The 24,441-nt window shown below is 43.6% G+C and carries 25 protein-coding genes; 11 read left to right on the plus strand and 14 right to left on the minus strand.

The features are described from left to right. Positions 1–137 precede the first annotated feature (137 nt). Both L4D79_RS15050 and L4D79_RS15055 read left to right on the plus strand, forming a co-directional pair. Positions 138–542 (plus strand): MbcA/ParS/Xre antitoxin family protein, encoded by a 405-nt coding sequence (locus tag L4D79_RS15050; RefSeq protein WP_428652371.1) that lies wholly within the window; start codon positions 138–140, stop codon positions 540–542. After that, positions 543–1,238, plus strand: a complete 696-nt coding sequence (locus tag L4D79_RS15055) for an RES family NAD+ phosphorylase (RefSeq protein ID WP_428652372.1) — start codon at positions 543–545, stop codon at positions 1,236–1,238. It begins immediately after the preceding gene. A gap of 58 nt (positions 1,239–1,296) precedes the next feature. Here the strand turns inward: L4D79_RS15055 and L4D79_RS15060 are convergent, their stop codons facing one another. Continuing rightward, complete coding sequence (locus L4D79_RS15060; RefSeq protein ID WP_428652609.1) at positions 1,297–1,575, minus strand: hypothetical protein; 279 nt, start codon at positions 1,573–1,575, stop codon at positions 1,297–1,299. Between the two features lie 498 nt (positions 1,576–2,073). After that, positions 2,074–3,558, minus strand: coding sequence for a carboxypeptidase M32 (locus tag L4D79_RS15065; protein ID WP_428652373.1), 1,485 nt, complete (start codon positions 3,556–3,558; stop codon positions 2,074–2,076). 308 nt (positions 3,559–3,866) lie between these two features. Between L4D79_RS15065 and L4D79_RS15070 the strand changes: the two genes are divergently transcribed. Further along, a complete protein-coding gene (locus L4D79_RS15070; protein ID WP_428652374.1) occupies positions 3,867–5,042 on the plus strand; it encodes a serine hydrolase in 1,176 nt (391 codons plus the stop codon). Between the two features lie 173 nt (positions 5,043–5,215). Next, positions 5,216–6,109, plus strand: coding sequence for a tRNA 2-thiocytidine(32) synthetase TtcA (gene ttcA, locus L4D79_RS15075; RefSeq protein WP_428652375.1), 894 nt, complete (start codon positions 5,216–5,218; stop codon positions 6,107–6,109). Positions 6,110–6,176: 67 nt separating this feature from the next. Here ttcA and L4D79_RS15080 read toward each other — a convergent pair whose 3' ends face one another. Then, positions 6,177–6,839 (minus strand): hypothetical protein, encoded by a 663-nt coding sequence (locus L4D79_RS15080; protein WP_428652376.1) that lies wholly within the window; start codon positions 6,837–6,839, stop codon positions 6,177–6,179. Between the two features lie 284 nt (positions 6,840–7,123). Here L4D79_RS15080 and L4D79_RS15085 point away from each other — a divergent pair, with 284 nt between their 5' ends. The 3 genes from L4D79_RS15085 (at position 7,124) to L4D79_RS15095 (ending at position 9,080) form a co-directional block, all read left to right on the plus strand. Further along, positions 7,124–8,053, plus strand: coding sequence for a LysR family transcriptional regulator (locus L4D79_RS15085; RefSeq protein WP_428652377.1), 930 nt, complete (start codon positions 7,124–7,126; stop codon positions 8,051–8,053). Positions 8,054–8,250: 197 nt separating this feature from the next. After that, positions 8,251–8,526, plus strand: coding sequence for a hypothetical protein (locus tag L4D79_RS15090; RefSeq protein WP_428652378.1), 276 nt, complete (start codon positions 8,251–8,253; stop codon positions 8,524–8,526). A gap of 293 nt (positions 8,527–8,819) precedes the next feature. Next, positions 8,820–9,080: a hypothetical protein gene (locus L4D79_RS15095; RefSeq protein WP_428652379.1), complete on the plus strand. Its 261-nt coding sequence runs from the start codon at positions 8,820–8,822 to the stop codon at positions 9,078–9,080. Positions 9,081–9,132: 52 nt separating this feature from the next. On the opposite strand, the gene uspE is transcribed toward L4D79_RS15095, so the two are convergent. From uspE to ccoN, 10 genes are all read right to left on the minus strand, one after another. Next, positions 9,133–10,071, minus strand: coding sequence for a universal stress protein UspE (gene uspE, locus L4D79_RS15100; protein ID WP_428652380.1), 939 nt, complete (start codon positions 10,069–10,071; stop codon positions 9,133–9,135). Between the two features lie 273 nt (positions 10,072–10,344). After that, positions 10,345–11,100: a fumarate/nitrate reduction transcriptional regulator Fnr gene (fnr, locus tag L4D79_RS15105; protein ID WP_039461230.1), complete on the minus strand. Its 756-nt coding sequence runs from the start codon at positions 11,098–11,100 to the stop codon at positions 10,345–10,347. Positions 11,101–11,175: 75 nt separating this feature from the next. Continuing rightward, positions 11,176–11,853, minus strand: a complete 678-nt coding sequence (locus L4D79_RS15110; RefSeq protein ID WP_428652610.1) for a sulfite exporter TauE/SafE family protein — start codon at positions 11,851–11,853, stop codon at positions 11,176–11,178. Beyond that, positions 11,843–12,052: a cbb3-type cytochrome oxidase assembly protein CcoS gene (ccoS, locus tag L4D79_RS15115; RefSeq protein ID WP_428652381.1), complete on the minus strand. Its 210-nt coding sequence runs from the start codon at positions 12,050–12,052 to the stop codon at positions 11,843–11,845. Before ccoS ends, L4D79_RS15110 begins: the two co-directional genes overlap by 11 nt. Further along, positions 12,045–14,438: a heavy metal translocating P-type ATPase gene (locus tag L4D79_RS15120; protein ID WP_428652382.1), complete on the minus strand. Its 2,394-nt coding sequence runs from the start codon at positions 14,436–14,438 to the stop codon at positions 12,045–12,047. The genes ccoS and L4D79_RS15120 overlap by 8 nt, the downstream gene beginning before the upstream one ends. Then, positions 14,435–14,926, minus strand: coding sequence for a FixH family protein (locus L4D79_RS15125; protein ID WP_428652383.1), 492 nt, complete (start codon positions 14,924–14,926; stop codon positions 14,435–14,437). The genes L4D79_RS15120 and L4D79_RS15125 overlap by 4 nt, the downstream gene beginning before the upstream one ends. 120 nt (positions 14,927–15,046) lie before the next feature. After that, positions 15,047–16,027, minus strand: coding sequence for a cytochrome-c oxidase, cbb3-type subunit III (ccoP, locus tag L4D79_RS15130; RefSeq protein ID WP_428652384.1), 981 nt, complete (start codon positions 16,025–16,027; stop codon positions 15,047–15,049). After that, complete coding sequence (locus L4D79_RS15135; RefSeq protein WP_428652385.1) at positions 16,024–16,206, minus strand: cbb3-type cytochrome oxidase subunit 3; 183 nt, start codon at positions 16,204–16,206, stop codon at positions 16,024–16,026. The genes ccoP and L4D79_RS15135 overlap by 4 nt, the downstream gene beginning before the upstream one ends. Before the next feature lie 9 nt (positions 16,207–16,215). Beyond that, positions 16,216–16,827, minus strand: coding sequence for a cytochrome-c oxidase, cbb3-type subunit II (ccoO, locus tag L4D79_RS15140; protein ID WP_428652386.1), 612 nt, complete (start codon positions 16,825–16,827; stop codon positions 16,216–16,218). A 12-nt stretch (positions 16,828–16,839) separates the two neighbouring features. Next, entirely contained in the window at positions 16,840–18,267 is a 1,428-nt protein-coding gene (gene ccoN, locus L4D79_RS15145) for a cytochrome-c oxidase, cbb3-type subunit I (protein WP_428652387.1), read from the minus strand. Positions 18,268–18,501: 234 nt separating this feature from the next. Here ccoN and L4D79_RS15150 point away from each other — a divergent pair, with 234 nt between their 5' ends. Further along, the gene (locus L4D79_RS15150) at positions 18,502–18,996 is read left to right on the plus strand and encodes a hypothetical protein (RefSeq protein WP_428652388.1); all 495 of its coding nucleotides are present in this window, start codon (positions 18,502–18,504) and stop codon (positions 18,994–18,996) included. 111 nt (positions 18,997–19,107) lie between these two features. On the opposite strand, the gene L4D79_RS15155 is transcribed toward L4D79_RS15150, so the two are convergent. Then, positions 19,108–19,830 carry an SDR family oxidoreductase gene (locus L4D79_RS15155; protein WP_428652389.1) on the minus strand — a complete coding sequence of 241 codons (723 nt, stop codon included), beginning with the start codon at positions 19,828–19,830 and terminating at the stop codon, positions 19,108–19,110. A 236-nt stretch (positions 19,831–20,066) separates the two neighbouring features. On the opposite strand from L4D79_RS15155, the gene L4D79_RS15160 reads away from it, so the two are divergent. The 3 genes from L4D79_RS15160 to L4D79_RS15170 all read left to right on the plus strand — a co-directional run bounded on the left by L4D79_RS15160 (position 20,067) and on the right by L4D79_RS15170 (position 24,391). Then, complete coding sequence (locus tag L4D79_RS15160; RefSeq protein WP_428652390.1) at positions 20,067–21,245, plus strand: FIST signal transduction protein; 1,179 nt, start codon at positions 20,067–20,069, stop codon at positions 21,243–21,245. A gap of 3 nt (positions 21,246–21,248) precedes the next feature. Next, positions 21,249–23,345, plus strand: coding sequence for an ATP-binding protein (locus tag L4D79_RS15165; RefSeq protein WP_428652391.1), 2,097 nt, complete (start codon positions 21,249–21,251; stop codon positions 23,343–23,345). A 578-nt stretch (positions 23,346–23,923) separates the two neighbouring features. After that, a complete protein-coding gene (locus L4D79_RS15170) occupies positions 23,924–24,391 on the plus strand; it encodes a phage protein (RefSeq protein WP_428652392.1) in 468 nt (155 codons plus the stop codon). Positions 24,392–24,441: the final 50 nt, after the last annotated feature.

Consider the following 24,441-nt stretch of genomic DNA (forward strand, 5'->3'; position numbering starts at 1 on the left):
AAAGCCTAATTCAGTATTTCACCAGATACCCAGCATTGGCTGGGTATTTTTTTGCCGCATATTTCCCGCGACCATTTATGGTTATTTTCAACCTAACGTGCTAACTTTGTCTATATATGTACAGGTGGAGTAGCAAGATGAATGCAGCCCAAGCCAATCAATCTCAACAACAGGCCCAGGCAGGAAATACCGTATTGCCTGTGATCTTCAATATCCTTGATAAATGGTCATGCAGCCAGAGCCAGCAAATGGCGCTGCTTGGCTTGAGTAGCCGCTCGACGCTTAACAAGTACCGCTCTCATCCTGAGTCGGCCAAGGTCTCGAAAGATCTTTTGGAAAGAATGAGTTACATTCTGAATATCCATAAGTGCCTGCGTATTATGTTCACTGCAGATGAGAGTGTTTATAACTGGGTACAAAAGCCAAACAGCCATCCTTTTTTCGCTGGCCGCTCGGCGATGGATATTATGTGTGAGGGCAAAGTGGTTGATTTATATCAAGTCGCGACTCGACTCAATGCATGGCGCGGCGGGCAATCATAAATGGACGTAAAACTAGAGAGCCTGAGCATTGCGTCTTTTTCTGAACAGCTTTGTTATCGATTGATCCCTTCCAAATATCCGCCAATCAACTTATATGAAGATGTGGCGGAGCCAGACCAACTTGAAGCGATCTTCGCCATTGAGGCGATCACAAACCCGAGATTGGCTGAGGAAACCGGTGACTTTGGTCGTATTCCACCTGAAGAAAGGTTAGTCGGCATCCCTCACTGCAGTTATGTAATGGCAGCGTTTACCCACGTGAACCCTGATGGGGCGAGGTTCAACCCTTCAGATTTCGGTGGCTATTATGCTTCGCCTGAAGTGAATACCGCAATCAAAGAGACTGTACATCATATTGAGCGGGTAATGGGCTATACCAATGAACCTGCACAAGATATCCAGATGCGGTGTATTGATGCCTGGTTCAATGCCGAGTTGGTCGATTTACGCGAGCAGCATCTACTCGATTCTACGCTGTATCACCCGACCAATTATACTCACTCACAAGCACTGGCGGCTGATGTCAAAATGGCAAAAGGGGATGGCATTGTTTACCAGTCCGTTCGCCATCAGGGCCATGACTGTTATGTATTATACAAGCCTGTGTCGGTGAGTAAGGTTTGTCAAAGCCGCCATTTCACCTATAAATGGAATGGCGATTCAATCAACTCAGTGCTGGAACTGAATTTGGTGTAATACCTTCTAGGCACTGGAGTATTACCAGTGCCTATATGGAATCTTGCCGTATTGAGTGCTATAGCTTGGGCTGATTTTTTACTTCAGGGTGTTTGTCTATTTCATCGACCATCCAGTCATTAAGGTGCTTCAAGATCGCCATTACGGCATGATCTTTGGTGCCTTTTTCATTTTCAGCGACTTCCAGTTGTTGCTTGGCATGCAGACCTGTTTGGTCTTCTGCAATGTGAAGCCAATCTGGATGCCAATAAAAGCTCTTACCTTGCTCGGTGATCCAATTGTGGACACCAGACTCTTCGCCTTTGTAATTCAAATCTCCAGCGGTGTATTTCATGATATGCCTCCGCAACTGATAATGCTTTGAGTATATACCCAAGCCACTGGAAGAATATACCCAAGTTACGTCAAGGCGAAGGTTTGCAGGAGTGGCGGAAAATGGTAAATGGTGTTTTTTTGTACTGTTAACCTATGGCCATCAGTTAGCGATGAGAAATAGTTATGTACATTATGAGTAGCATGTCAGCAGCATCATCGAGCGGTATACACGGTACTTTGCAGCACCTTAAACTGGAGGCTAACGAGTGGAAACTGCAAGTTGAAGAATTAAGAGTATGCTTGAAAGTGGCAGAGTATAAGATCGTTAAGAGTACTTCACTTTATCGTGAGGCCAAGTCGCTTGATAGGTTGCAAGGAATAAAGCACGCCAAGATTGAATCCGATAGGCTAGAAGCGCGATTGAAGTACGCATTATCGCAGCTTACTACTACAAGAGCCCAAATTACATTTTTGAAGAAAGCCGCTAATATTTAGCGGCTTTCTTGCTTTAAGGCTGAAATTACTTCAAATAGCGCTGTTCAAGGTGCTGCTTAAAGAACTGGGCATTAAGCCTTTCGCCAGTGGCATCGATCAATAGCTGATCGGTGGATACCGTTGAAGCGCGCTTCCAAACATGACGATCTAACCAGTTGAAAATAGGCTGTAAGTTACGCTCACGGACTAGGTTATCAACGTTCATTTCTTTATTTATCGCCGCCATAAACTGGGCTGCATACATTGCACCTAAGGTGTAGGATGGGAAATAACCAAAGGCACCGAAGGTCCAGTGAATGTCCTGCATGCAACCATCGGTGAAGTTCCCTTTGGTTGATATACCCAAGTACTCAGACATTTTCTTGTCCCATAACTCAGGGATATCTTCGACTTCAATTTTGCCCTCAACCAAATCCCGTTCGATTTCATAACGCAGAATAACGTGTGCTGGATACGTTGCTTCATCGGCATCGACACGAATATGTCCTGGTTTAACTCGGGTATTTAGCAAAGTAAGGTTTTCAGCCGATAAGGCAGGGTCATCACTACGCTGGAATGTTTCCGCTGCAAGCGGTGCCAATATATCGATGAACAATTCGTTTCTTGATAGCTGCATTTCAAAAAACAGGCTTTGTGATTCGTGGATGCCCATTGAACGCGCTTTACCTACAGGTAATCCCGCCCATTTTTCTGGTAAGCTCTGCTCATAACGAGCATGGCCAGTCTCATGGATCACCCCCATTAATGCCGATGTAAAGTCAGCTTCATCGTAGCGAGTGGTTATGCGCACGTCAGTCGGCACACCGCCACAAAAAGGGTGTACGCTCTTATCAAGTCGGCCGTGGTTGAAATCAAATCCAAGCTTAGTCATTAATTCACGACTTAAATCTTGCTGTTGCTCTACGGGAAACGGACCGACAGGCTGGATGGTAATATCCTGACTTTGGCGATCCATGATCTGATGAATCAGCTCAGGCAACCAGCTTTTGACATCACTGAATAATTCATCAAGCTCACGGGTTGTCATTCCTGGCTCGTACAAATCAAGCAAGGCGTCATAGCGGCTTAAACCTGTTGCTTCTGCACGGATTTTCGCTTCTTTCCTCGTTAGCTCAACCACTTCTTTTAGATTTTGGCTAAACCCTTGCCAGTCGTTTTTATCACGCTGCGTTCGCCAGGCGTGCTCACATTTAGAGCACGCCAGGGACTTTTTCTCTACGAGTTCAGCGGGTACAACATTGGCTTGTTGCCAGCTGCGTTTCATTTCATGAAGGCTTGTCATATCCTCAGCGTCTAACTGTTCGTCGTCCGCCTGCTCAAACCAATCAGAAAGGAACGGGGCAGTTGATAGTTCATGCTTAATAACGGCAAGTTCGGCCAGAGCTTCTGAACGGGCAGTGTTACCGCCTTCTGGCATCACTGCTGCCTGATCCCAACCACAAATAGCTTCAAGGTGTTCAAGCCGAGAAATCTTTTTATGATGGTGTACTAATTTTTGATAGAAAGTCATTATCATTCCTTTACGTTGACTCGTCTCTGCCTGAGAAAATGTTATTTTACTTTATCTTAACGGCATTTTTATACATCCGCTATGCATTGATACGGGAATACAGTGGTGAGGAGAAGCGATCAGCATCGAAATACGAGACGTTGAGCAGGAAATGTTGCTTGAAATTTTATATCTTGGGTTAAAAATACACCAACTTAAATACCCAGTTGTAACGGATTTTACAATAACGTAAGACTTCGTAAAGCTTACAAGATTTCATTCTTGGGTTAGATATACTGCCCCCAACAACACCATCGATGGCGAGAAAAATGACTATACAACTGAAACACACTTTTCGCACTTTAGCTGCAGGAACACTTTGTCTTTCGGCCTCTGCCTTTGCTGCACCTACAGTTATCCCCGACGCACCGGTTCTTGGTGCCAATGGTTATGTCTTGATGGATTACCATACAGGTCAAATTCTGGTTGAGAAAAATGCTCACGAGCAACTCAACCCTGCAAGTTTAACGAAATTGATGACCAGTTATGTTGCCGGCCAAGAAATGAAAAGTGGCAACATCAGCGAAGATGATCTTGTGGTGATCAGTCGAAATGCTTGGGCCCGTAATTTTCCTGATTCATCAAAAATGTTCATTGAGGTGAATACCGAAGTGAACATGATGGATTTGTACCGGGGCTTGATTGTTCAATCAGGTAACGATGCCAGTGTGGCGATTGCAGAGCATGTTGCAGGTTCAGAAGGGGCGTTTGTTAGCCTTATGAACTCATGGGCTAAAAAGCTTAATATGAACAACAGCTCGTTCTCTAATCCTCATGGCCTAGATAGTGATCAACTCTACTCGACGCCTTACGATATCGCGCTGTTAGGTCGTGCGTTAATTAAAGATTTACCGAACATCTATTCCCTTTACAGCGAGCGTTCGTTTACCTACAACAACATCACACAGCGAAACCGTAATGGTCTGCTTGCAGATCGCAGCATTAACGTTGACGGCATGAAAACCGGCTATACAAGTGGTGCAGGGTATAGCTTGGCAAGCTCTGCAACAGAAGGCGATATGCGCTTGATCTCAGTTGTTATGGGGTCAAGTAGTCCTAAAGCCCGTGAGGCAGAAAGCAAGCAACTGCTGAATTACGGTTTCAGGTTTTTCCAAACCGTATCACCACATAAACAAGGTGATGAACTGATTAACGAAAAAGTATGGATGGGTAACATCGATACCATTTCACTGGGTACTTTGGAAGATACTTATGTGACCCTGTCACGCGGTGATGTGAGTAAGATGAAAGCGACGGTAGAGTTAACGTCTGAGCTAACAGCGCCGATTAACGAAGGTGAGATTGTTGGTAAAATTTTCTATCAGGTAGATGGTAAGGATGTCTCTGAAGTACCACTTGTTGCGTTAGAGTCAGTTGAAGAAGGTGGTTTATTTAGCCGCTTGATTGACTACATTAAACTGTTCTTTATAGGTTTATTTAAGTAATTGAATATCTTAAGAACGGAAAGCTAAGCAGAGAAAGCCGCATCATTTGGTGTGGCTTTCTTTTGTCAGAGAGAAATATTTCAACTGGCTTAAAAAATCCGTATAATCCTCGCCTTACGAAAATCCAATCAGGAAATCAACAGTCGATACTATCGGCAGTGTGAGAAATCGCAATGAATCAAACAGATACTAGAAAAGAAACACTTGAATTCAACAAACTTCATAAGCGCCTTAGAAGGAATGTTGGTAATGCCATTATCGATTACAACATGATTGAAGAAAATGATGTTGTGATGGCATGTATAAGTGGTGGCAAAGATTCATTTGCGATGTTAGATATCCTATTGAATCTTCAAAAAGCAGCGCCAATCAAGTTTGATGTTGTCGCTGTTAACCTTGATCAGAAACAACCTGGCTTCCCAGATCATATCCTGCCGGATTACTTTGAGACACTCAATATCCCTTACTACATCGTAGATAAAGATACTTATTCTGTCGTTAAAGAGAAGATCCCAGAAGGCAAAACGACTTGCGGCCTATGTTCTCGCTTGCGTCGTGGTACGTTGTACTCTTTTGCTGAAAAAATTGGCGCGACTAAACTAGCTCTTGGCCATCACATGGATGACATCGTTGAGACAATGTTCTTGAACATGTTCCATGGTTCACGCTTAAAGGCAATGCCACCAAAACTGCGTTCTGATGATGGTCGTAATGTTGTTATTCGTCCACTGACTTACTGTCGTGAAAAAGATCTGATCAAATACGCAGAGCACAAAGAGTTCCCAATCATTCCTTGTAACCTATGTGGTTCACAAGAGAACTTACAGCGTCAAAGTATCAAGGCAATGCTGGTTGATTGGGATAAGAAGGCGCCAGGCCGAGTTGAAAGCATTTTCAAATCAATTCAAAATATTAGCCCAAGTCAACTGGCCGATAAAAACCTGTTTGATTTCGTTAATCTTCCACTGGATCGTGAAGGCGAAAGGGAAGAATACGCGTTTAGTGAGGCAACAGTTTCATCAAGTAATATCGATGAATCAATGTTTATCGATGTGACTAACGTTTAACGTTGCTCATAAAATATTTATAAAAAAGGCGACCAATTGGTCGCCTTTTTTGAATTCATTTTCAAGCTTAAAAAGCTATCTCATTATATAAAGTAGATAATTCATGCGCGTTTAATGATGTAGAAAAGTATTCATCAAAGGAAATGGCTTCATCAATTGATTGGAAGTTTTTTGACTCTAACTGCGATAAAATTTCGATGATTTTCAGAATCTCTCGCCAGTTAGGATCTATCCAATTGATGTCTTGGCAATTGCTTTCTGTACAAACTTCAACCATGTGTCTTACGCTAGCATTAATATATAAATAATTGCTATTTAGTGGATTGTTACTTAACAGCTTTATATTTGCATCTAAATTATCCAAATCAAAATCAGATGAGATAATCAGAGCATTTATATCTTGGGATGTACCATTTTCTTTTGATAAGCCAACCGTGTAAAAGGCATCGTCAAAATCAGAGATTAAAAACGGCGCATCGTAGACGAGGGTAGCTTCACCATCATCTGATTCTATTTTATTAAAAACATACTTATTATAGTTATCACAATACTCATCAGCTAGGGGCAAGTTCTCTCTATGATAGTCAGACTTTATTTTATCTATTTTGTATTGATTATCAGATAGCTTAACAGAAGCACAATATCTCTCGTTAGCTTGAGGATCGACATCATCACTGTTACAACCACTTAATGCAAAAATGGCCATACCTAAAAATATTGCTTTTTTCATTACTCACCTAAAGTCACACATTTGATGCATGATAAATTTTATGTATATTTACAAAACGCTGTATTTTAATCGGGATATAGTGATTTTTGAACAAAGAACGCAGGTTTTTCTATCAACTTTCAGCTTAGGTTTAGATTTGTCTCGCTGAAAAAGAAGACAATCAGTAAGAATATACATACCGCTTAGTATAAATTAAGCTGAAGTTATGATTTATACCCAAGTATGTTGCGCTAAAAACATTCTGGAAGTCAGAGGATTAGTGAGTAGGGTGCAAAAAATGAGGGGTGACTATTATTAATATTCTCAAGCTAGACTTAAATTTACTCAAAGTGCTCGTTGTTCTATTAGAGGAACCTAATACTCATCGAGCTGCTGACAAGTTAGATACCAGCCAGCCAGCTGTTAGCCGCTCATTAGCAAAGCTGCGTGAAGCACTGGATGACCAGTTGTTTGTTCGTAGTAATCGTGGCTTGAAGCTAACCCCTAGAGCAGAAGAACTGGCAGGGATACTCCCGCACCTTTTCAGCGATCTGCAAACGACACTTGATAGGAAACAATTTATTCCAGCTGAGATGGAAGGGCGGTTTCGTATTGCACTTAACGGCTTTTTAATTGAGAGCTATGGTACTGAAATCTATCGTTTGTTCAATCGTGCCTGCCCGAATGTAGAGTTAGAGCTATACAGTTTTGGCGCAAGTACGGTATCGCAATTGGAAGATGGCCGCTGTGATTTAGCCATTACTTATCAGCCACTTTCGACACCGAAAGCTATTTATCAGAAGAATATAGCCAAAAGCCAATTTGGCTTTATCTGCCGTCGCGGTTTACTGGATGAGCAGAAAACTATCTCTATTGAGGATCTGGATAATTATCGCTGGGCCGGCATGGTGGTCCCTGGCTTTAATGAGCAAATGGAGTTGGTGAAGAAGTATGTTCATCTGAATGCTAAGCCTGCATTCCGTAGCCAGCACGCTATACCGATCCTTCAAGCCCTTAGAAGTGAAGACATGCTGTTCATAGCGCCACGTGAGCTCTACCAAATTATTGATCATAATAAATTTCAATTTGTCGAAATGGATGAGGAAGGGAGCACAATTCGACGTGATGTTATGGATATTGTTATTGCCTACAATCAGCGGCACTGGAACACTGATAAGTATCGATGGCTCGAACAAGAGATAAAGCAACTTAAGATTTCTCGGCTAAACGACTAATGATGAAATAGCAAATTTGCATTAAGCATTCATTCAGAGATACGTTTTTGGTATTACTTAAATCCACTTCTGCCATGGGTTTTAGGCATTCATAATCTTACAATGTGTACATCAAGTGAGGGAGCTCAAACCTTACTGAAATTTTTCTCAACACTCTCAAGGACCGAGGGTACTGGTAATACACATAGAGGTAGATTATGAAAAAATCAGCTTTCGTTATCATCGGCGCTTTGGTTCTGTCTTCACAGGTAATGGCAAACGATGTTTTGGATTACCACTTGTCTACTACAGGTGAGCGTACGGCACCAACAGCCCATTTAATTCAGCAGGCAAATACACCAACAATGAGTGTGCTTGAGGCCCAGTTAACCACTTCAGGTGATGCTTCCATGCCAGCAGGACACATTGGTGATGCCAGAGTGAATGATTCAAGCAATTCAGTGTTTGAATACCACTACAATACTGCTGACTAAGTTCAAAAATCGAATCCTTTAAGGGCTGATAGTGCTAATCAGCCCTTTTTACGTTCTGTGATTAATGTTGTGTATCGAGCTCACAGTTAATTATTGAGAAACTCTGAGGCTGAATTTAGATTGGATGTAAGTGGTAATCAGTTATAATGGCGAAAGACAACAAATCATTATAAATCAATATTATGCTTATACCTTCCATGATTCGCCGTTCCAAGCCGCTAAAAACAGCGCTTATTGCACTTTGCTTATCAACCTTGGCAGGCTGCTCATCTTCGCAATCACAGCAGTTAGGTATGCGTAGTAGTGCAGTCACCAAAACGCCGCAGCAAATGAGCAACCTCGAAATCTGTGAAACTTACGCCTTTGGGCGAAGAGCGACCCATACACGTGTTGCCATTGCCAGTGAATGGAACCGTCGCAATATTAGCCATGATTATTGCAATAAGATTCGCAACGAACTCTACCTAACCGCATTTCTTAAAAAACTGGCTGATGCAGAAGAAAAGCCTGGAAGTAACCAGGTACAACCGGTTCAGCCTATCGAATTACGCTAAGAATCCATTCCAAAAAAAAGCCTCGAAAGAGGCTTTTTTTTGTTGGAGCCCGTTAAATGTTTGGGCTTAGCGGGCTGACATAGCCATCAGGCTTCAAAGCCAGTAAATCACAGTTCAGGCTATCTATTGTGTGCTCTGCCGTATTGCCAATGAATACCGCGGATAACCCTGTACGGCCCGTAGTACCCAAGATAACTAACTCCGCATCGATATCTTCGGCAACCTGGGGAATGATATCCTCCGGTAACCCTTCAAGCACATGAGTTTGCTCTTCAGGTAAGCCATGCTTATGACGCAGTGCTTTCATTGATTTCAAGTGATGACCCCTTACCGCATCCGTATATGAAGCAGGGTCGAACTCCGGAAGCTCAATCGTAATATTGACTGGTGTAGCAGGATAGGCATTAACGAGGTTAACTTCTGCGCCGAGCAAATCGGCAACGGATTTTGCTTCATCAACAATGGAATCGTTTAGTTGCTCGTGAGTCTCGTCATCTGCGGCAAGATTAACACTCGCGAGTACTTTTCCGTTTTCAGGCCAGCTATGATCTTTCACCATCAATACCGGACAAGGGCATTTACGCAGCAAGTGCCAGTCGGTCGGTGTGAAGATCACAGAGCCGATTTTATCGTGATCATGTGTTGCCTTGATCAGCAAATCGTGATGATTACTGAAGACTTCTGCAATGATGGCTTCATAAGGTCGGTTATGCCATACAACAGTGAGCTGGATATTAAATCCATCGTCGGTATATGGCCGGATAAGATCTTTGAGCCATTCTTCACGTTGCATAACCACGCCACGTCGCATGGCTTGCCGCTCATCAGCAGAGAGCATCGAAGTCATCTCGTAGGAGAAGTCATAGATAGCGAGGAAAAGGGTAATTTTTACATCGTCGGAACGACGAGCAAGGTGTATAGCGCGAGACAATGCTGGTTGATGATCCTGCGCAGGATCGGCAACAACGAGGATATTACTGTACTTGGTCATAACTGCCCCCTTACACAAACCGTGTTGGCGTCTAAACCAGTCTCTGTTCCCTCAAAGGAATGATATCAATCTGTCACTTTTGGGCAGAGAAACATTCAGAGTAAATTTACCAAAATCAGTTGCTTGTTATGAAAATGTCACAGAAAGCATTTTTGGTTACTAATAACTGTAACGTAAAGGGGAGAAATAGGGGAGTGGTGGTAGAAAATAAATATAAAAAAAGTGATACGGCTCGCGTATCACTTTTTATAATCATCGACTTAGGCGATTCTCTTAGGCAATAGTGTTTTTATTTACACCAGCCAGTTTTGCAAGTTCTTCGTGGTTGAGGATAGTAATGTACTTACCCTTAACGCTTAGCATTTCAGATTTCTGGAAACGCCCTAGCAAGCGGCTGATGGTTTCAACCGTTAGTCCTAAGTAGTTACCAATATCACCACGTGTCATTGTCAGGCGGAACTCACGCGGGGAGAACCCTCGTTGTGAGAAGCGCAGAGACAAGTTGTATAGGAAGGCAGCCAAGCGCTCTTCCGCATTCTTTTTGGAGAGCAGCAAAATCATTTCCTGATCCCCTTTAATTTCATTACTCATCAGACGCATAATTTGCTGACGAAGTTTTGGCATTTTCCCTGACAGATCATCTAGAATTTCAAATGGGATTTCACACACCATCGATGTTTCCAAAGATTGAGCAAAACTCGGGTGCATCATTTCATTGATAGCGTCAAAACCTACTAGATCACCGGCTAGGTGGAATGCAGTAATCTGCTCATCGCCTTGCTCAGTAATGGTGTAGCTCTTGATAGTGCCCGAACGAATTGCGTATAGCGACTTTAGCTCATCACCGGCTTTGAATAGCTCTTGGCCTTTCTGGATGGGCTTCTTGCGTTCGATAATTTGATCTAGCTGATCTAGCTCAGACTCATTCAACGTAAATGGAATACACAACTGACTGATGCTGCAATCCTGACAATGGATCGCACATCCGCCTGATTGGATACGTTTGGTTGTTAGTTTGTCTGAAATCATAAGCCTGTCTAACCAATTTGATGTAGGTCAATATTTTAACATAATATGAATCATTATGACGAGTATTAAAAAAGCCTACATTATTTGTTTGATTGCGATATAACCAGTATGAACCCCGTAGGCCAATAACAGCAAGGCACTCGCTCTTTTAAAGTAGAGGTTCTTTAGCCACTTCTGTAACTGGTTTGCCATTGAGCCCACTGCAAACATGGCGGGTAGCGTGCCCAAACCGAATGCAAGCATCACACTTGCACCAGAGGTAGCACTACCTGCAACCGCCGCCCAACTCAAAGTGGAATACACTAAACCACAAGGAAGCCACCCCCAGATTACTCCGAAGGGAATTGCGGCAAAAGGGCTACGTAAAGGTAACAGCTTTTTGGCTGCCGGTGATAGGTAACGCCATAAGCCTTTACCAATGACTTCAATTTTACTGACACCATGCCACCATTGACCAATGTATAATGCGAGTAAAATCATCATCGTAGCAGCAAGTAACCGTAAAGCTGCCAATGCTGTTACTTGTCCGCCATAACTTGCTAGATTTGCAAAAGCGCCGCCTATAATCGCGCCGGCAATCATGTACGATGCGATTCGACCTAGATTATATAACACTAAATACGGCCAGCGGGAAGACTGTTGATTACCTTGTATACCAAGAGTGATAGCGGCAGAAACGCCTCCACACATCCCTAAACAGTGACCAGCCCCCATCAAACCTATGACGAAGGCAGCATAGAAGTCAGCGCTCATCATGGCGGCCACTTATTTCACTTGCAGGCTTCTCTGTCTTGCTTTCGGTCGGCTTTGACTCATTCTCATCAAAAAGAATATCGTAGCCTTGGCGTTCAAGATCTTCGAACTGCTCACTACGAACAGCCCAGAGGAAAATTCCGATTGCGATACATACAAATATAATCGCAATAGGTATTAACAAGTAAAGACTAGCCATTTTCTTTTAATAACCTTAAAGAATTTGAAACAACGATGATAGAACTGCCTGACATCCCCACAACAGCAATGTAAGGGGCAACAAAACCGGCTACAGCCAGCGGCAGGATGATCAAGTTGTACCCAAGAGCCCAAGCCAGATTCTCTCGGATAATTTTACGTGTTTTCTGGGCCAGCTTTCTGGCACGTAAAATACGAGAGAGTTGATCACCCAGTAATACCATATCAGCCGATGACTTGGCTATATCTGTACCGCCCCCCATCGCAACAGAAAGGTGCGCACCAGCCAATACGGGGGCATCGTTAACGCCATCACCAATCATCAAGGCAACTTTGTCTTTCCCTAAGCTTCTAAGGTAGTCCAGTTTGCCTTCAGGGGAGACACCGGCTTTAAGGTTATCAACGCCCAGTTTATCGGCAACGACCTGCGCTGATGCTGAATGATCGCCGGTTAACATAGTGACTTGAATACCTTCAGCTTGGAACTGTTTGATAAGCTCAGGGCTGTCCTCTCGGATAGGGTCATCCAATTTAAAACTCGCCGCAAGTTCACCATTACAACTGAGCCATACTTGATAATGGATATCACATGAAGCTAGCAGTTGTTCTCTTTCGGGGTTTTGTTCCAACACAAAGTCTGCTTTACCAATTCGCCATTCTTGGCCATCAATGGAACCTTTCAAGCCGCTGCCAATAACATTTTCTACGTCATCAAACCGTGGTGTTTCATCACGGTAAACTGAAAATGCCCTAGCGATGGGGTGGTTAGCAAACCGTTCCAATTCTGCTGCCATTACCAAAGCTTGTTCTTCAGAGCAGTTATTGAAGGTTTGCGTTTTAACGAGTCGAATATTGCCCTCTGTCAGCGTTCCCGTTTTATCAATGACAAGTTGGTTTACATTACACAGCGTTTCCAATACATGGCCACGGCGCAGCAAAATCCCCAAGCGTCCGAGGCTTGAGGTGGAACAGGTTAATGCTGTTGGGGTAGCAAGAGACAAGGCACATGGGCAAGTTGCTACCAACACCGCCAGAGTGATCCACAGTGCATCTTCAGGGCGGTGCTGATACCAGTAGAGCCAGGTGCCCGCTGAAATGATCAAAATTGCCGCAACAAAGTATCGCGCAACAATATCCGCAATCTCTGCCACCTTGGGCTTGGAGCTTTGTGCTTCATCTTGTAAGCGAACAATGTTTGAGATGAGTGAATTCTGGCGGTCTTTGGTTACCTTAAGGGTAATATGGCTATCACCATTGATTGTGCCCGCAAAAACCGTATCACCTACGATTCTTGGTACAGGCATCGATTCACCCGTCACCATGGATTCATCGATGGCCGTTTGGCCTTTTAGAATTTCACCGTCTGCAGGCAGACTTTCGCCCGGCAATACCGTGACAACGTCACCCACTTTCAATGTCTTGGCTGCGACCTGCGAGCCGTCTTCCAATGTTGCCATGGCCGGGACCAATTTTAGTAAGTTGGCACTGGCGGCTGCAGCATGGCGTCTTGCGCGCATTTCAAGAAATCGACCAAGTAATAAAAAGAAAGCGAACATCGAAATCGATTCGAAGAACACTTCGCCTTTTTCCATTACGGTTGCATAAAGGCTTGCCACATAGGCAAATAACATGGCAATAGACACTGGGACATCCATCCCTAATGTTTTTGCCCGCAGGTTACGCCAAGCATTGAGGTAGAATGGCAGTGCTGAGTAGAGCATGACTGGAGTTGCGAAAATCAAACTGACCCAGCGGAGGTAATTTTTGAATTCGGCATCTAGGTCACCGAAGATTTCGAAATACAGTGCTACCGCCAGCATCATAACTTGCATGGTCGCAATCCCCGCGATGCCAAGGCGATATAAGTAGCCTTTCATGGTGCGGTGGTATTGCTGTTCTTGCGCATCAGCTTCAAAAGGGGCGGCTTTGTAGCCTAAACGGTGGATGACACTTAAAAGGTGACTGAGCTTGACGCGGTCGGGATCCCATGCGAGGAGAGCTCGGTGAGTGGTCGTATTGACTCTGATAGAAACCACACCAGGCTCGCGCATAACTTGCTTTTCGATTAACCAGGCACAGGCCGCGCAAGAAACCCCATCAAGTGACAGTGAGGCTTCTTTGCTGTTTTCATTATCCCGTACGAATTCCTGCTGAATTTCATCATGGTCATAAAGCAGGAGTGATTGTAGCTGTTGGGGCACCAAGTCGGCTTTTTCTGCCGGGGCCGTGCGGTACTCATAATAAGAGGTGAGTCCGCTATCAACGATGGTTTGCGCTACCGCTTCACAGCCAGGGCAACACATCTCCCGGATTTTGCCCAGTATTTCTACATGGTGCTGGCAATCCTGTGGAACAGGATCACCGCAATGGTAACAGTCTTTCGTCATTCCTTAATCTGCCCGTACAGCGAAATCGGGTCGGATGTTGGAAGGTTTACACGGCCTTGCAACATCCAGTCACCATCAAACGGTTCTAACTCGACAAACCATGGACCATCTAAAACCTGTGAAGATTCGAAGCGATAAGTCCCAGATAAATCGGCGCTCACCATTTGAGTAAAATCTTTATTAGCTAGAGTACGGTGTGTAAATGTCACACGCAAATTAGGATAGTTAGCTAGATCACCCTTATTGAAAAAAACATTGATGTCATTGTCATTAACGGCGACTTGCGCTTTCAAATTTAAGGCATCAGCGACTCGTAGGCGGGATAGGTCGAGGTTAATCGCCTTACCTTTCTTATAATAGTCCTCAGCTACAAGGTCGACTTTATTCTGAGAAAAGATATAGACAGCGGTCAGGCTATAGACAATTGAAGTAGCAGGAATGGCAAAAACGAACCATGGCCAGAACTGCTTATACCAAGGTTTACCCATATTGAATACCTATGTTACTTAGAGGGATTTAGCCCCTGAAGATAACAGGGGCTAGTCGTTAAGTCTCAGATATTTGTACAAAAAAGATGAACAAATTGTAACCGAGTGTTGTTTGAGTTGTTACTTTGATGTGTCGTTACTTAGGTTCCAGACATACGCTGAGATAACCTGAACTTTTTCTTCACCCAGAATATCTTTCCACGCTGGCATCACGCCTTGGCGACCGTGTGCAATCGTTGCTTCTACAGCACGACGAGAGCCACCGTATAGCCATGTATTGTCCGTCAGATCCGGTGCACCAAATGCTGGGTTACCTTTACCGTCCGTACCATGACATGCCGCACAGACAACAAACTTCTGTTTACCCGCGGCGGCTTCCTTAGCATTTACACTTCGGCCTGATAGGCTAAGTACGTAGCTAGCTACCTCAGTGACGCCGTCTTTACCCAATGTTTCATTCCAACCAGGCATGACACCCTGGCGGCCTTCCATAATAGTTGTCTTGATTGTTTCAGCTTCACCGCCGTATAACCAAGCACCATCTGTTAGGCTAGGGTAGCCAAGCTGACCACGGGCGTCTGACCCATGGCACTGTGCACAGTTCTGCAAGAACAAGCGTTGACCGACTTTGATAGCTTCTTCACTTTCAGCGATCTGAGTGATTGGAAGCAGAGTGTTACCAGATTCATCATACGCGAGAGTTTTGAATGTCTCGCCAAAGCGCGCTTGGGCATCATCCAACTCTTTTGCATATTGGTCCAAACGTTGTTCTTTCTGGGAATTGGCAATCGCCAACTTGGATTCCTCGATAGAACGAACGGTTTGATCTGAACTCTGCCAACCCAGAAGGCCTTTGAAGTTACCCAAACCTGGGAAAAGGATTAGGTAAAGTAGGCCGAAAATAATGGTGCCCCAGAACATGTAGGACCACCATTTTGGCAGTGGGTTATTGAGTTCACGAATACCATCGTATTCGTGCCCCATATCCTCACCTTCTTCAACCCCCATTTTGTCCTTGCTACACCAAACAAGCAGAGCAGAGACGCCGACAAAGGTACCAATGGTGATGATTGTTATCCATAGACTCCAAAACGTAGTCATGCTTCCTTGCTCCTGTCGTTCTCACGGGTTGCCACATCATTTTCTTCGTCAGCAAAAACGAGGTTTGCTGCTTCATCAAAACGTGACTTCTGACGCTTGCTGTATGCCCAAAGGACGATACCGATAAAACTAGTGAACAGTACAACAGTCCAAATGCTATGAACGGTTCCAATATCCATGGTATCTCCTTATTTCATTGCGTGACCGAGAGACTGAAGGTACGCAATAACCGCATCCATTTCAGTCTTACCTTTTACTTCTTCACCAGCATTGGCGACTTGCTCATCGGTGTATGGAACACCGAAGTTATCTTTGAAGATTGCAAGTTTCTTAGAAGTTAACTTACCGTCAAGTACGTTTTCTTCTAACCATGGGAAGCCAGGCATATTTGATTCAGGTACAACAGCACGAGGATCACGCAGGTGAACACGGTGCCAATCATCAGAATAACGTCCGCCAACACGAGCTAGGTCAGGACCAGTACGTTTTGAACCCCATAGGAATGGGTGTTCCCAAACACTTTCACCAGCCAATGAATAGTGACCGTAACGCTCGGTTTCAGAGCGGAATGGACGAATCATTTGGCTATGACAGACATTACAGCCTTCGCGGATATAAATATCACGACCTTCCATTTCTAAGGCGGTATACGGACGGAGGTTGTCTACCGGCTCAGTTGTTTGGTCTTGATACAACAGCGGGGTAATTTCAACCAATGCACCGAAGCTAATAGCGATAACAATTAGGATCGCTAGAAGGCCGACATTTTTTTCTACAATCTCATGACGATTATTTGCCATTGTCGGTACTCCTTATGCTGGTTGCTCTGCGGCTTTCAGGCTTTCTTTCGGCGAGGTAATGGTCTTATAAGTGTTATAAGCAAGTAAGAACATACCAGACAGGAAGATTAAACCACCGACAAAGCGAACAAAGTAGAATGGGTAAGATGCTTGTAGCGATTCAACAAAGCTATAAGTCAACGTACCGTCGGTATTTACCGCACGCCACATCAGACCTTGCATCACACCTGAAATCCACATAGCAACGATATATAGAACAGTACCAATCGTCGCTAGCCAGAAGTGAACGTTAATCAACTTAATTGAGTACATACGCTCTTGGCCGAACAGTTTTGGAATTAGGTGATATACCGCACCGATAGAAACCATTGCAACCCAGCCTAACGCACCAGAATGTACGTGACCGATAGTCCAGTCAGTATAATGAGATAGGGCATTTACAGTCTTAATTGCCATCATTGGGCCTTCGAAGGTAGACATACCGTAGAAAGACAATGAAACCACTAAGAAACGAAGGATTGGGTCATAACGAAGCTTATGCCACGCACCTGATAGCGTCATGATACCGTTTATCATACCACCCCAAGATGGTGCGAATAGGATCAATGACATCACCATACCTAGTGACTGTGTCCAATCAGGTAGTGCTGTATAGTGAAGGTGGTGCGGACCCGCCCAAATGTATAGAGATATCAACGCCCAGAAGTGGACGATTGATAGACGGTAAGAATAAACAGGTCGACCTGCTTGCTTAGGTACGAAGTAGTACATCATCCCTAAGAAGCCGGCAGTAAGGAGGAAACCTACCGCATTGTGCCCATACCACCACTGAACCATTGCATCGACTGCACCAGAGTAAATCGAATATGACTTACTCATAGAAACCGGGATCGCAAGGTTATTGACAATATGAAGTACTGCTACCGTTAGAATGAAGGCACCAAAGAACCAGTTAGCCACATAAATATGTGACGTGTTTCTTTTTATCATGGTACCGAAGAAGACTATGGCATAGGCAACCCAGACAACAGCAATGGCAATACCAATTGGCCATTCCAGTTCTGCGTATTCTTTACCTGTGGTCCAACCCATTGGCAATGTAATTGCCGCGGATAAAATGATGGCTTGCCAACCCCAGAAGGTGAACGATGCTAACTTCCCACCGAAAAGTCTTGTTTGACAAGTACGCTGTACTACGTAGTAAGACGTAGCAAATAGTGCACTGGTACCGAATGCGAAAATCACTGCGTTTGTATGCAGTGGACGCAAGCGGCTGTATGTCAACCAAGGGGTATCAAAGTTTAACGCCGGCCACACCAACTGAGCGGCAATCAATACACCAACGCCCATTCCGACAATTCCCCAAAGTATGGTAGTTAAGGTAAATTGACGAACGACCGTATAGTTGTAGTTTTGTTCAAGCTGCTTTACTTGGCTCATGTTGCATGCTTCCAATTTTAATTGTTCAACTACACTCTTTTCCTTGTGCGAACAACAAGTTGTCGCAATGCCACCCAAAGCTTCAAAAATCACAGTGTTGCTTTTTTAAACACCCCAGTAATTAAATTGCTATTTTGTTGTAAAAGTGGCATTTTCAGTGCCTTATACTACTTTAGATAACTAATGATTGACAGGGTCAAGCCCACACAATGTTTACGGTTAAGCAACATTTATGTGAAAACTTTGACCTCTGTAACATGGGAAGCACGTAAAATCATGGCTGCAGAAAAACTTACCAAAGGCAGATTTATCCAAATTCTCTTTCTAATGGCTGTATTGATTACCGCATTTGTATGGAGAACAGTTACCTATGATAACAGCGAGGGTAAAAATATAAGTGCAGTAACTTGCGAGTTAACAGCAGAAAAGTGTACCAATGATCAAAGCAATAAATCGTTAAATATCTCTTTATCACCTTATCCCGCATCGTCGAACCAAGAACTGACTATACAAGTTCATAACACAGATGTTAAACCTGAAGCGTCAGTTGAAGGGGTAGACATGTATATGGGCGTTATCCCTGTAACGTTTGAAGAAACATCAGAAGGTTGGCAAGGGAAGTTTACGGTGCCTGAGTGCATGCACAACGAAATGCAGTGGGCAATAACAATCATCCAAGGCGATGAAAAGATAATTGCTGGTTTCAAGGTAAAAAAGTCAGAAAAATAAATAGCTTAATCAGTAATATTTTCAATTGTAGGGTTTAGTGCATTAAACCCTACAATTTATAGTTAATTAACAAGTATGCTGATATTTGTAAGCCGCATACAAAGAGTCGTTCTATTCGCTGTAAACCATTTTTTTGGTCATACCGCCATCAATGACAATGTTTTGACCTGTAATAAATCCTGCTTCATCTGAAATCAAAAATGCCACCATTGAAGCAATATCTGTAACGTTACCGACACGGCCGGCAAGGTGTTGTGTGTGATCAGTTTCGCTTAATTGTTCCTGAGAGGTATGTATCCACCCCGGAGAGATACAGTTCACTCGAACATCGGGGCTAAGGCTCGTCGCTAAGGAATGTGTCAATGCAACAACACCGCCTTTAGTCGCACTGTAAGCTTCTGTATTTGACTCGGACTGTAATGCACGGGTAGAAGCAATATTTATAATGCACCCATTTGTATCCTTAAGTAATAGCGAAGTGTGCTTTGCCATCAGCATAGGAGCCGTTAAATTCACGGTTAATGCTTTATTCCAATCGTTAATATCTAGTTCATGCAAAGGGGCATTATAAGGGTTTGCAATAGCAGCATTATTAATAACTGCATCAAGCCTTCCGTGCTGCGATGTTATCTCGTCAATTAAAGAAACAATTTGCTGCTCATTGGTGACATCAAGCAGCCTAAAGCGAATGAGAGGGTTTTCGGAAACCAGTTGGAACCCAGCGTTCTCATCAATATCAATGGCTATTACCAACATATTTTTAGACAGATAATTCGCAATTCCTTTACCAATCCCGTTTGCGCCGCCAGTCACCAACACTACTTTCTTTTCCATCGTTCCCTCATCATTCTACTGCTACAAATGCTATCCCTAACAAAGCTAGGTATATACTTATCATTAACGGACATTACATCCAGATCTTTAATTTATTACAATAAAAAAGCAGACACTACATGTGATGCATGTAAGAATATGCCTACGTAACTTCAATGTGTTTGTATTCCACTCAGCTTTACTTAAAGTTACTTGGGTATCGTTACAAATCAAAATAATCTATAGATAATTTCCCCATGGATATCGCAACAAGCTTTTCTTCACAGGCAATAGCATCTGATGCCATTCAAGAGGCCATCGAACAATTACAAGCAAAGCTTGCCAACCCCAAATTGATCCTTGTTTACTTTTCAGAAAAATATGACGTTGTCACTTTTCAGGAAGCATTGGTCGTCGCCTTCCCAAATGCACAAGTTCTGGGGTGTACATCTTGTCAGGGAGTAATGACAGAAGGCGGATATCATCACGGTCGAGGTGTTGCTCTCTGGGCAATATCCGATTTTCATGGAGCTTACGGAACTGCCATTGTTTCTACCAATAACTCAAAATATGAAATGGCAAGGCAAGCCTTATTAAAAGCTATTGCCAATAGTGGCCGATCCGGAGAATTACCTGCGCTAATCGTACTACATGCCAGTCCGGGCCATGAAGAAGAAGTCATTCAGGGAATCGAAGATGAACTTTGCACGTCAGTTCCAATCATCGGAGGGAGTGCGGCTGATGATCATATTAAGGGCAACTGGTCCATTTTTACGCAAGAACAGTACACACAAGAAGGTGTAGGGATCAGTGTCATCTACCCATCTTGTCATATCAGTTACTCGTTCCACTCTGGTTATGCCAGTACCGGTCAATCTGCCAAAGCCACCAAAGTCGAGGGCAGGGAGCTGATTGAACTTGATGGAAAGCCGGCGATAGAGGTTTATCAAGATTGGATGAATCAATCTTTAGGCGAGTCAGAAAGCATCATTAATAACAGTAGCTTAAACCCGTTAGGGCGGGTTGCCGGTGTTGTTCATGAACTGCCATATTTCAAATTGGCTCACCCCTTGAATACCACTGAGCGCGGAGGGATAACCTTATTTGCCAAAGTGGAAGTAGGAGAGACCCTGTACTTCATGCAAGGTACAGAGGAGCGCTTAATTACCCGTGCCGGACGGGTCGTGAATGCGGCAAGTAACATTTATGCCAATGAGGCAAACCTCAACCCGATCGGTGGTATTACTATTTACTGCGCAGGTTGTATGCTCCGCGTACAACACCGTATGGAAGAAGTGGCCCAGTATGTCAAAAGTGCGATGCAAACCGCACCTTTTGTTGCTCCATTTACCTTTGGCGAACAGGGGCAATTTGTAGGTGGCGAAAATGCCCACGGTAACTTGATGATTTCAGCTGTTTTGTTTCACAAGGATTAAGCAATGGCAAACTATGAATCTGAAAAGCTCCAAGAAACATTGCTTGATTTATTGCGAACTCGAGAACGGGAAAAGCAATTACGCGATGAGAATACGGCGATTTTAGCGGGTATTGCCGCAATGGCGGGTGCCAACAATAAACGTCAGGTGTTCAATAGTTTATTGTCGGTATTACGTAAATACATCGGTTTTGAGCATGCACTTGTATTAACTCGTGAAGACGAAACTGCACCATTGCAGGAGTTGGTAACGACCTGTCGTTTCTTTGAATCAAGTATTTGGCCTATTGGTAATACCTTTATCCGTTCAATGAATGGCGACAGTATTGCACTTTACGACCCTAGCCAAGTGTATGAGTTTAAAGAACTATCGCCAGAGATGGTGCCATTTTGTCAGTCTGTATTGCTCACTGGTGTAAAGGTAAGCTCAGGCGATGCGCTTTTGCTCTTTTTCCATACTGAAAAAGGGCAGTTTACGCCAAATTGCCGCAGGGTACTTGAGCGATTCAGGCCTCTACTGGAGCGCGCTATCATAGATATTGACTATCGAGAGCGTTTGCAGTCATTAGTCACTGCCCGTACCCAGGAGTTAACACATAGCCAGCAGCGTTTTAAAGACTTTGCAAAAACAGTCGGTGACTGGTTTTGGGAAGTCGACCCAGAGTACCGTTTTACTTATATTTCCTCTCCAAATCTGACAAACCATACCGTCGATAGTAATTGTATCCTCGACATATTTGGTGACGCTGACAAGTATCGTGAGCGGCTTAAGGCGATTTTTGAAAATCAAATCTCATTTGAAGATCTTGAGTGGCAGCTGCCTGATGATGAAGGTGGCCTTTGGATCAGCTTAAGCGGTACCCCTTACTTTAATAAGCAAGGACAGTTATTGGGTTACCGAGGAACAGCAAAAGATATAACCAGCCGGAAGCAACAAATCGAAGAAATAAAGCAGGCCAGGCGCCAAGCTGAGGATGCCAACAAGGCAAAATCAGAATTCCTTGCGATGATGAGTCACGAAATTCGCACGCCATTAAATGCAGTTTTAGGCTTGTTAGATATGCTCGGTGATTCCGGATTGGATATAAAGCAGCAAGGCTGGATAAACCAGATGGATCAATCCGCGCAGTTACTGCTGACAATCATCAATGACATACTGGACTTGTCGCGGATTGAATCAACAAGCTTTGAGCTATTTAATAGCAGGCTATGCTTATCCGACTGCATCGATTTGGTCATTACTCAGTTGCGAGATCAAGCACAAAAGAAAGGGATCAAGCTTAACAGCAGTATCAACGATGAAGTTCCGGCGCAAATTATCGGTGATAAAAACCGAATCTCTCAGGTGTTGTTTAACCTTGTTGGAAACGCGATCAAGTTTACGAATGAAGGTTCGGTATCTGTTGATGTAACTCAAAGCCATAACAAGCTATACCTTAAAATATCTGATACGGGGATTGGCATTTCACCCGAAGCACAGAAGCAACTGTTTAAACCTTTTAAACAGGCCGACGGCAGTATTACCCGAAAATATGGTGGTACCGGTTTGGGCTTAGCAATTAGCCAGCATTTGATAAAAAAAATGCAAGGTGAAATCAAACTACAAAGCCAGTTGGGTACAGGCAGTTGCTTCACAGTAATTTTGCCATTAGACATTCTCGAAGCTGAAGACTCTGAAGCAGAAATACCGGTTGTTGAAGTTGAGCATTTACCAAAGCTCAATATATTGGTGGCAGAAGATAGCCCAACGAACCAGTTAGTCGCAAAATTGATGCTAGAAAAACGTGGCCACAAAGTAATGATTGCTAACAATGGTCAAGAAGTATTGGATATCGATGATAGTGCCATGAACGATCTCGATATTATTTTGATGGATATCTCGATGCCAATACTGGATGGAATCAGCGCGACGAAAGCCTTGCGTGGCAAAGGCACTGATATTCCAATCATTGCTTTAACGGCCAACGTCATGAAATCTGATCAAGAGGCTTACTCTGAAGCTGGGATGAATGACTTTATCGCCAAACCGATCATTGCCAACGAGCTTGATAAGATATTGGCAAAGTATCAGTTAATAGTTGCCAATAAACAATTACTCTAGACATGAACTAAAACGCCGAGCTTGTATGAGCTCGGCGTTTTTTCTTTAGGCTTGATAAAATCAAGCCTAGTAATTAGCACCTTGTTTTGAAGTACCAGGCAAACTGACCATTTGCAGCAGTACTTAAAAATAGGTGCTAATTACCTATTTTATGGTAAATTGCCAATACTGTTAAATTGTACAGTACTTCGAACATTGGGGACGAGCTAGAGAAAAGGAGGGGAAACCAGTCGTTAGCTATACCTGTCTTTATATACCTTTATAGATACCCTATTTAACATAAGGTACATAATGCGCACTGAGGGATATAAATTTAACAATGTCTGTAAGGTTCTTGTGGCTTATGGGTCAAGCCAGAAACGTCTACTTTTGGAGGCTTAAAATGTCTTGGAAACAGTTAGTTAAATTACAATGCGTACCTTTTTATATCTCACATGATCGCTTAGCGTCTTCTCCTTACAAACGTCGGCTTATGTCCGGTAATTTGTTGTTGGCTAACGTTATCGGTGTTGTCTATCAATCCACGTTTGATTAATCGAAAAGAACTTTTAATAAACGATAAATTTGCGAGGCACATCATGCTGCATCAATCCTTCGTCAAGCTGTTCTGGCGTCATTTCGACAACATTGCTCAAGCTTCTGCTTGGTTTCACGTTCGTCCTATCACCGTCAAACGTTGGTTAACCGGAGAAATCGACGTTAATCCAATGGCTGAAAAATTACTGATCATTCGTGCCCGTGGCTATCTTCCCGATGATACCCGCTGGCGAGGATTTAGAATTGATGAGCAATACTGTGTCATCATCACTCCAGATGGTCGCCGTTTTAGTCCCAAAGAACTGATGTCTTGGTCACTTCGTTATGATGAATACCACGCGTTAAAACGACTCTACGAATTAGACTATGTGCCCGTTCGTTCAAATGTCGTTACACCGTTGCCGTTCCGTGGCGGCCGCCGACTCCAACAGCCGATGCATGAGACTGTCAGCAAAGACAAAAAGAAAAAGTATCGCAATGTTCAAACCAAGCACGCAGCTAAGAAGTAAGCTCCCTAGCCTTTACAATTTGATCCGTTAACTGACTCTAATCAAAATAC

It is taken from the genome of Photobacterium satsumensis (assembly GCF_050336935.1).
Taxonomy (GTDB): domain Bacteria; phylum Pseudomonadota; class Gammaproteobacteria; order Enterobacterales; family Vibrionaceae; genus Photobacterium; species Photobacterium satsumensis.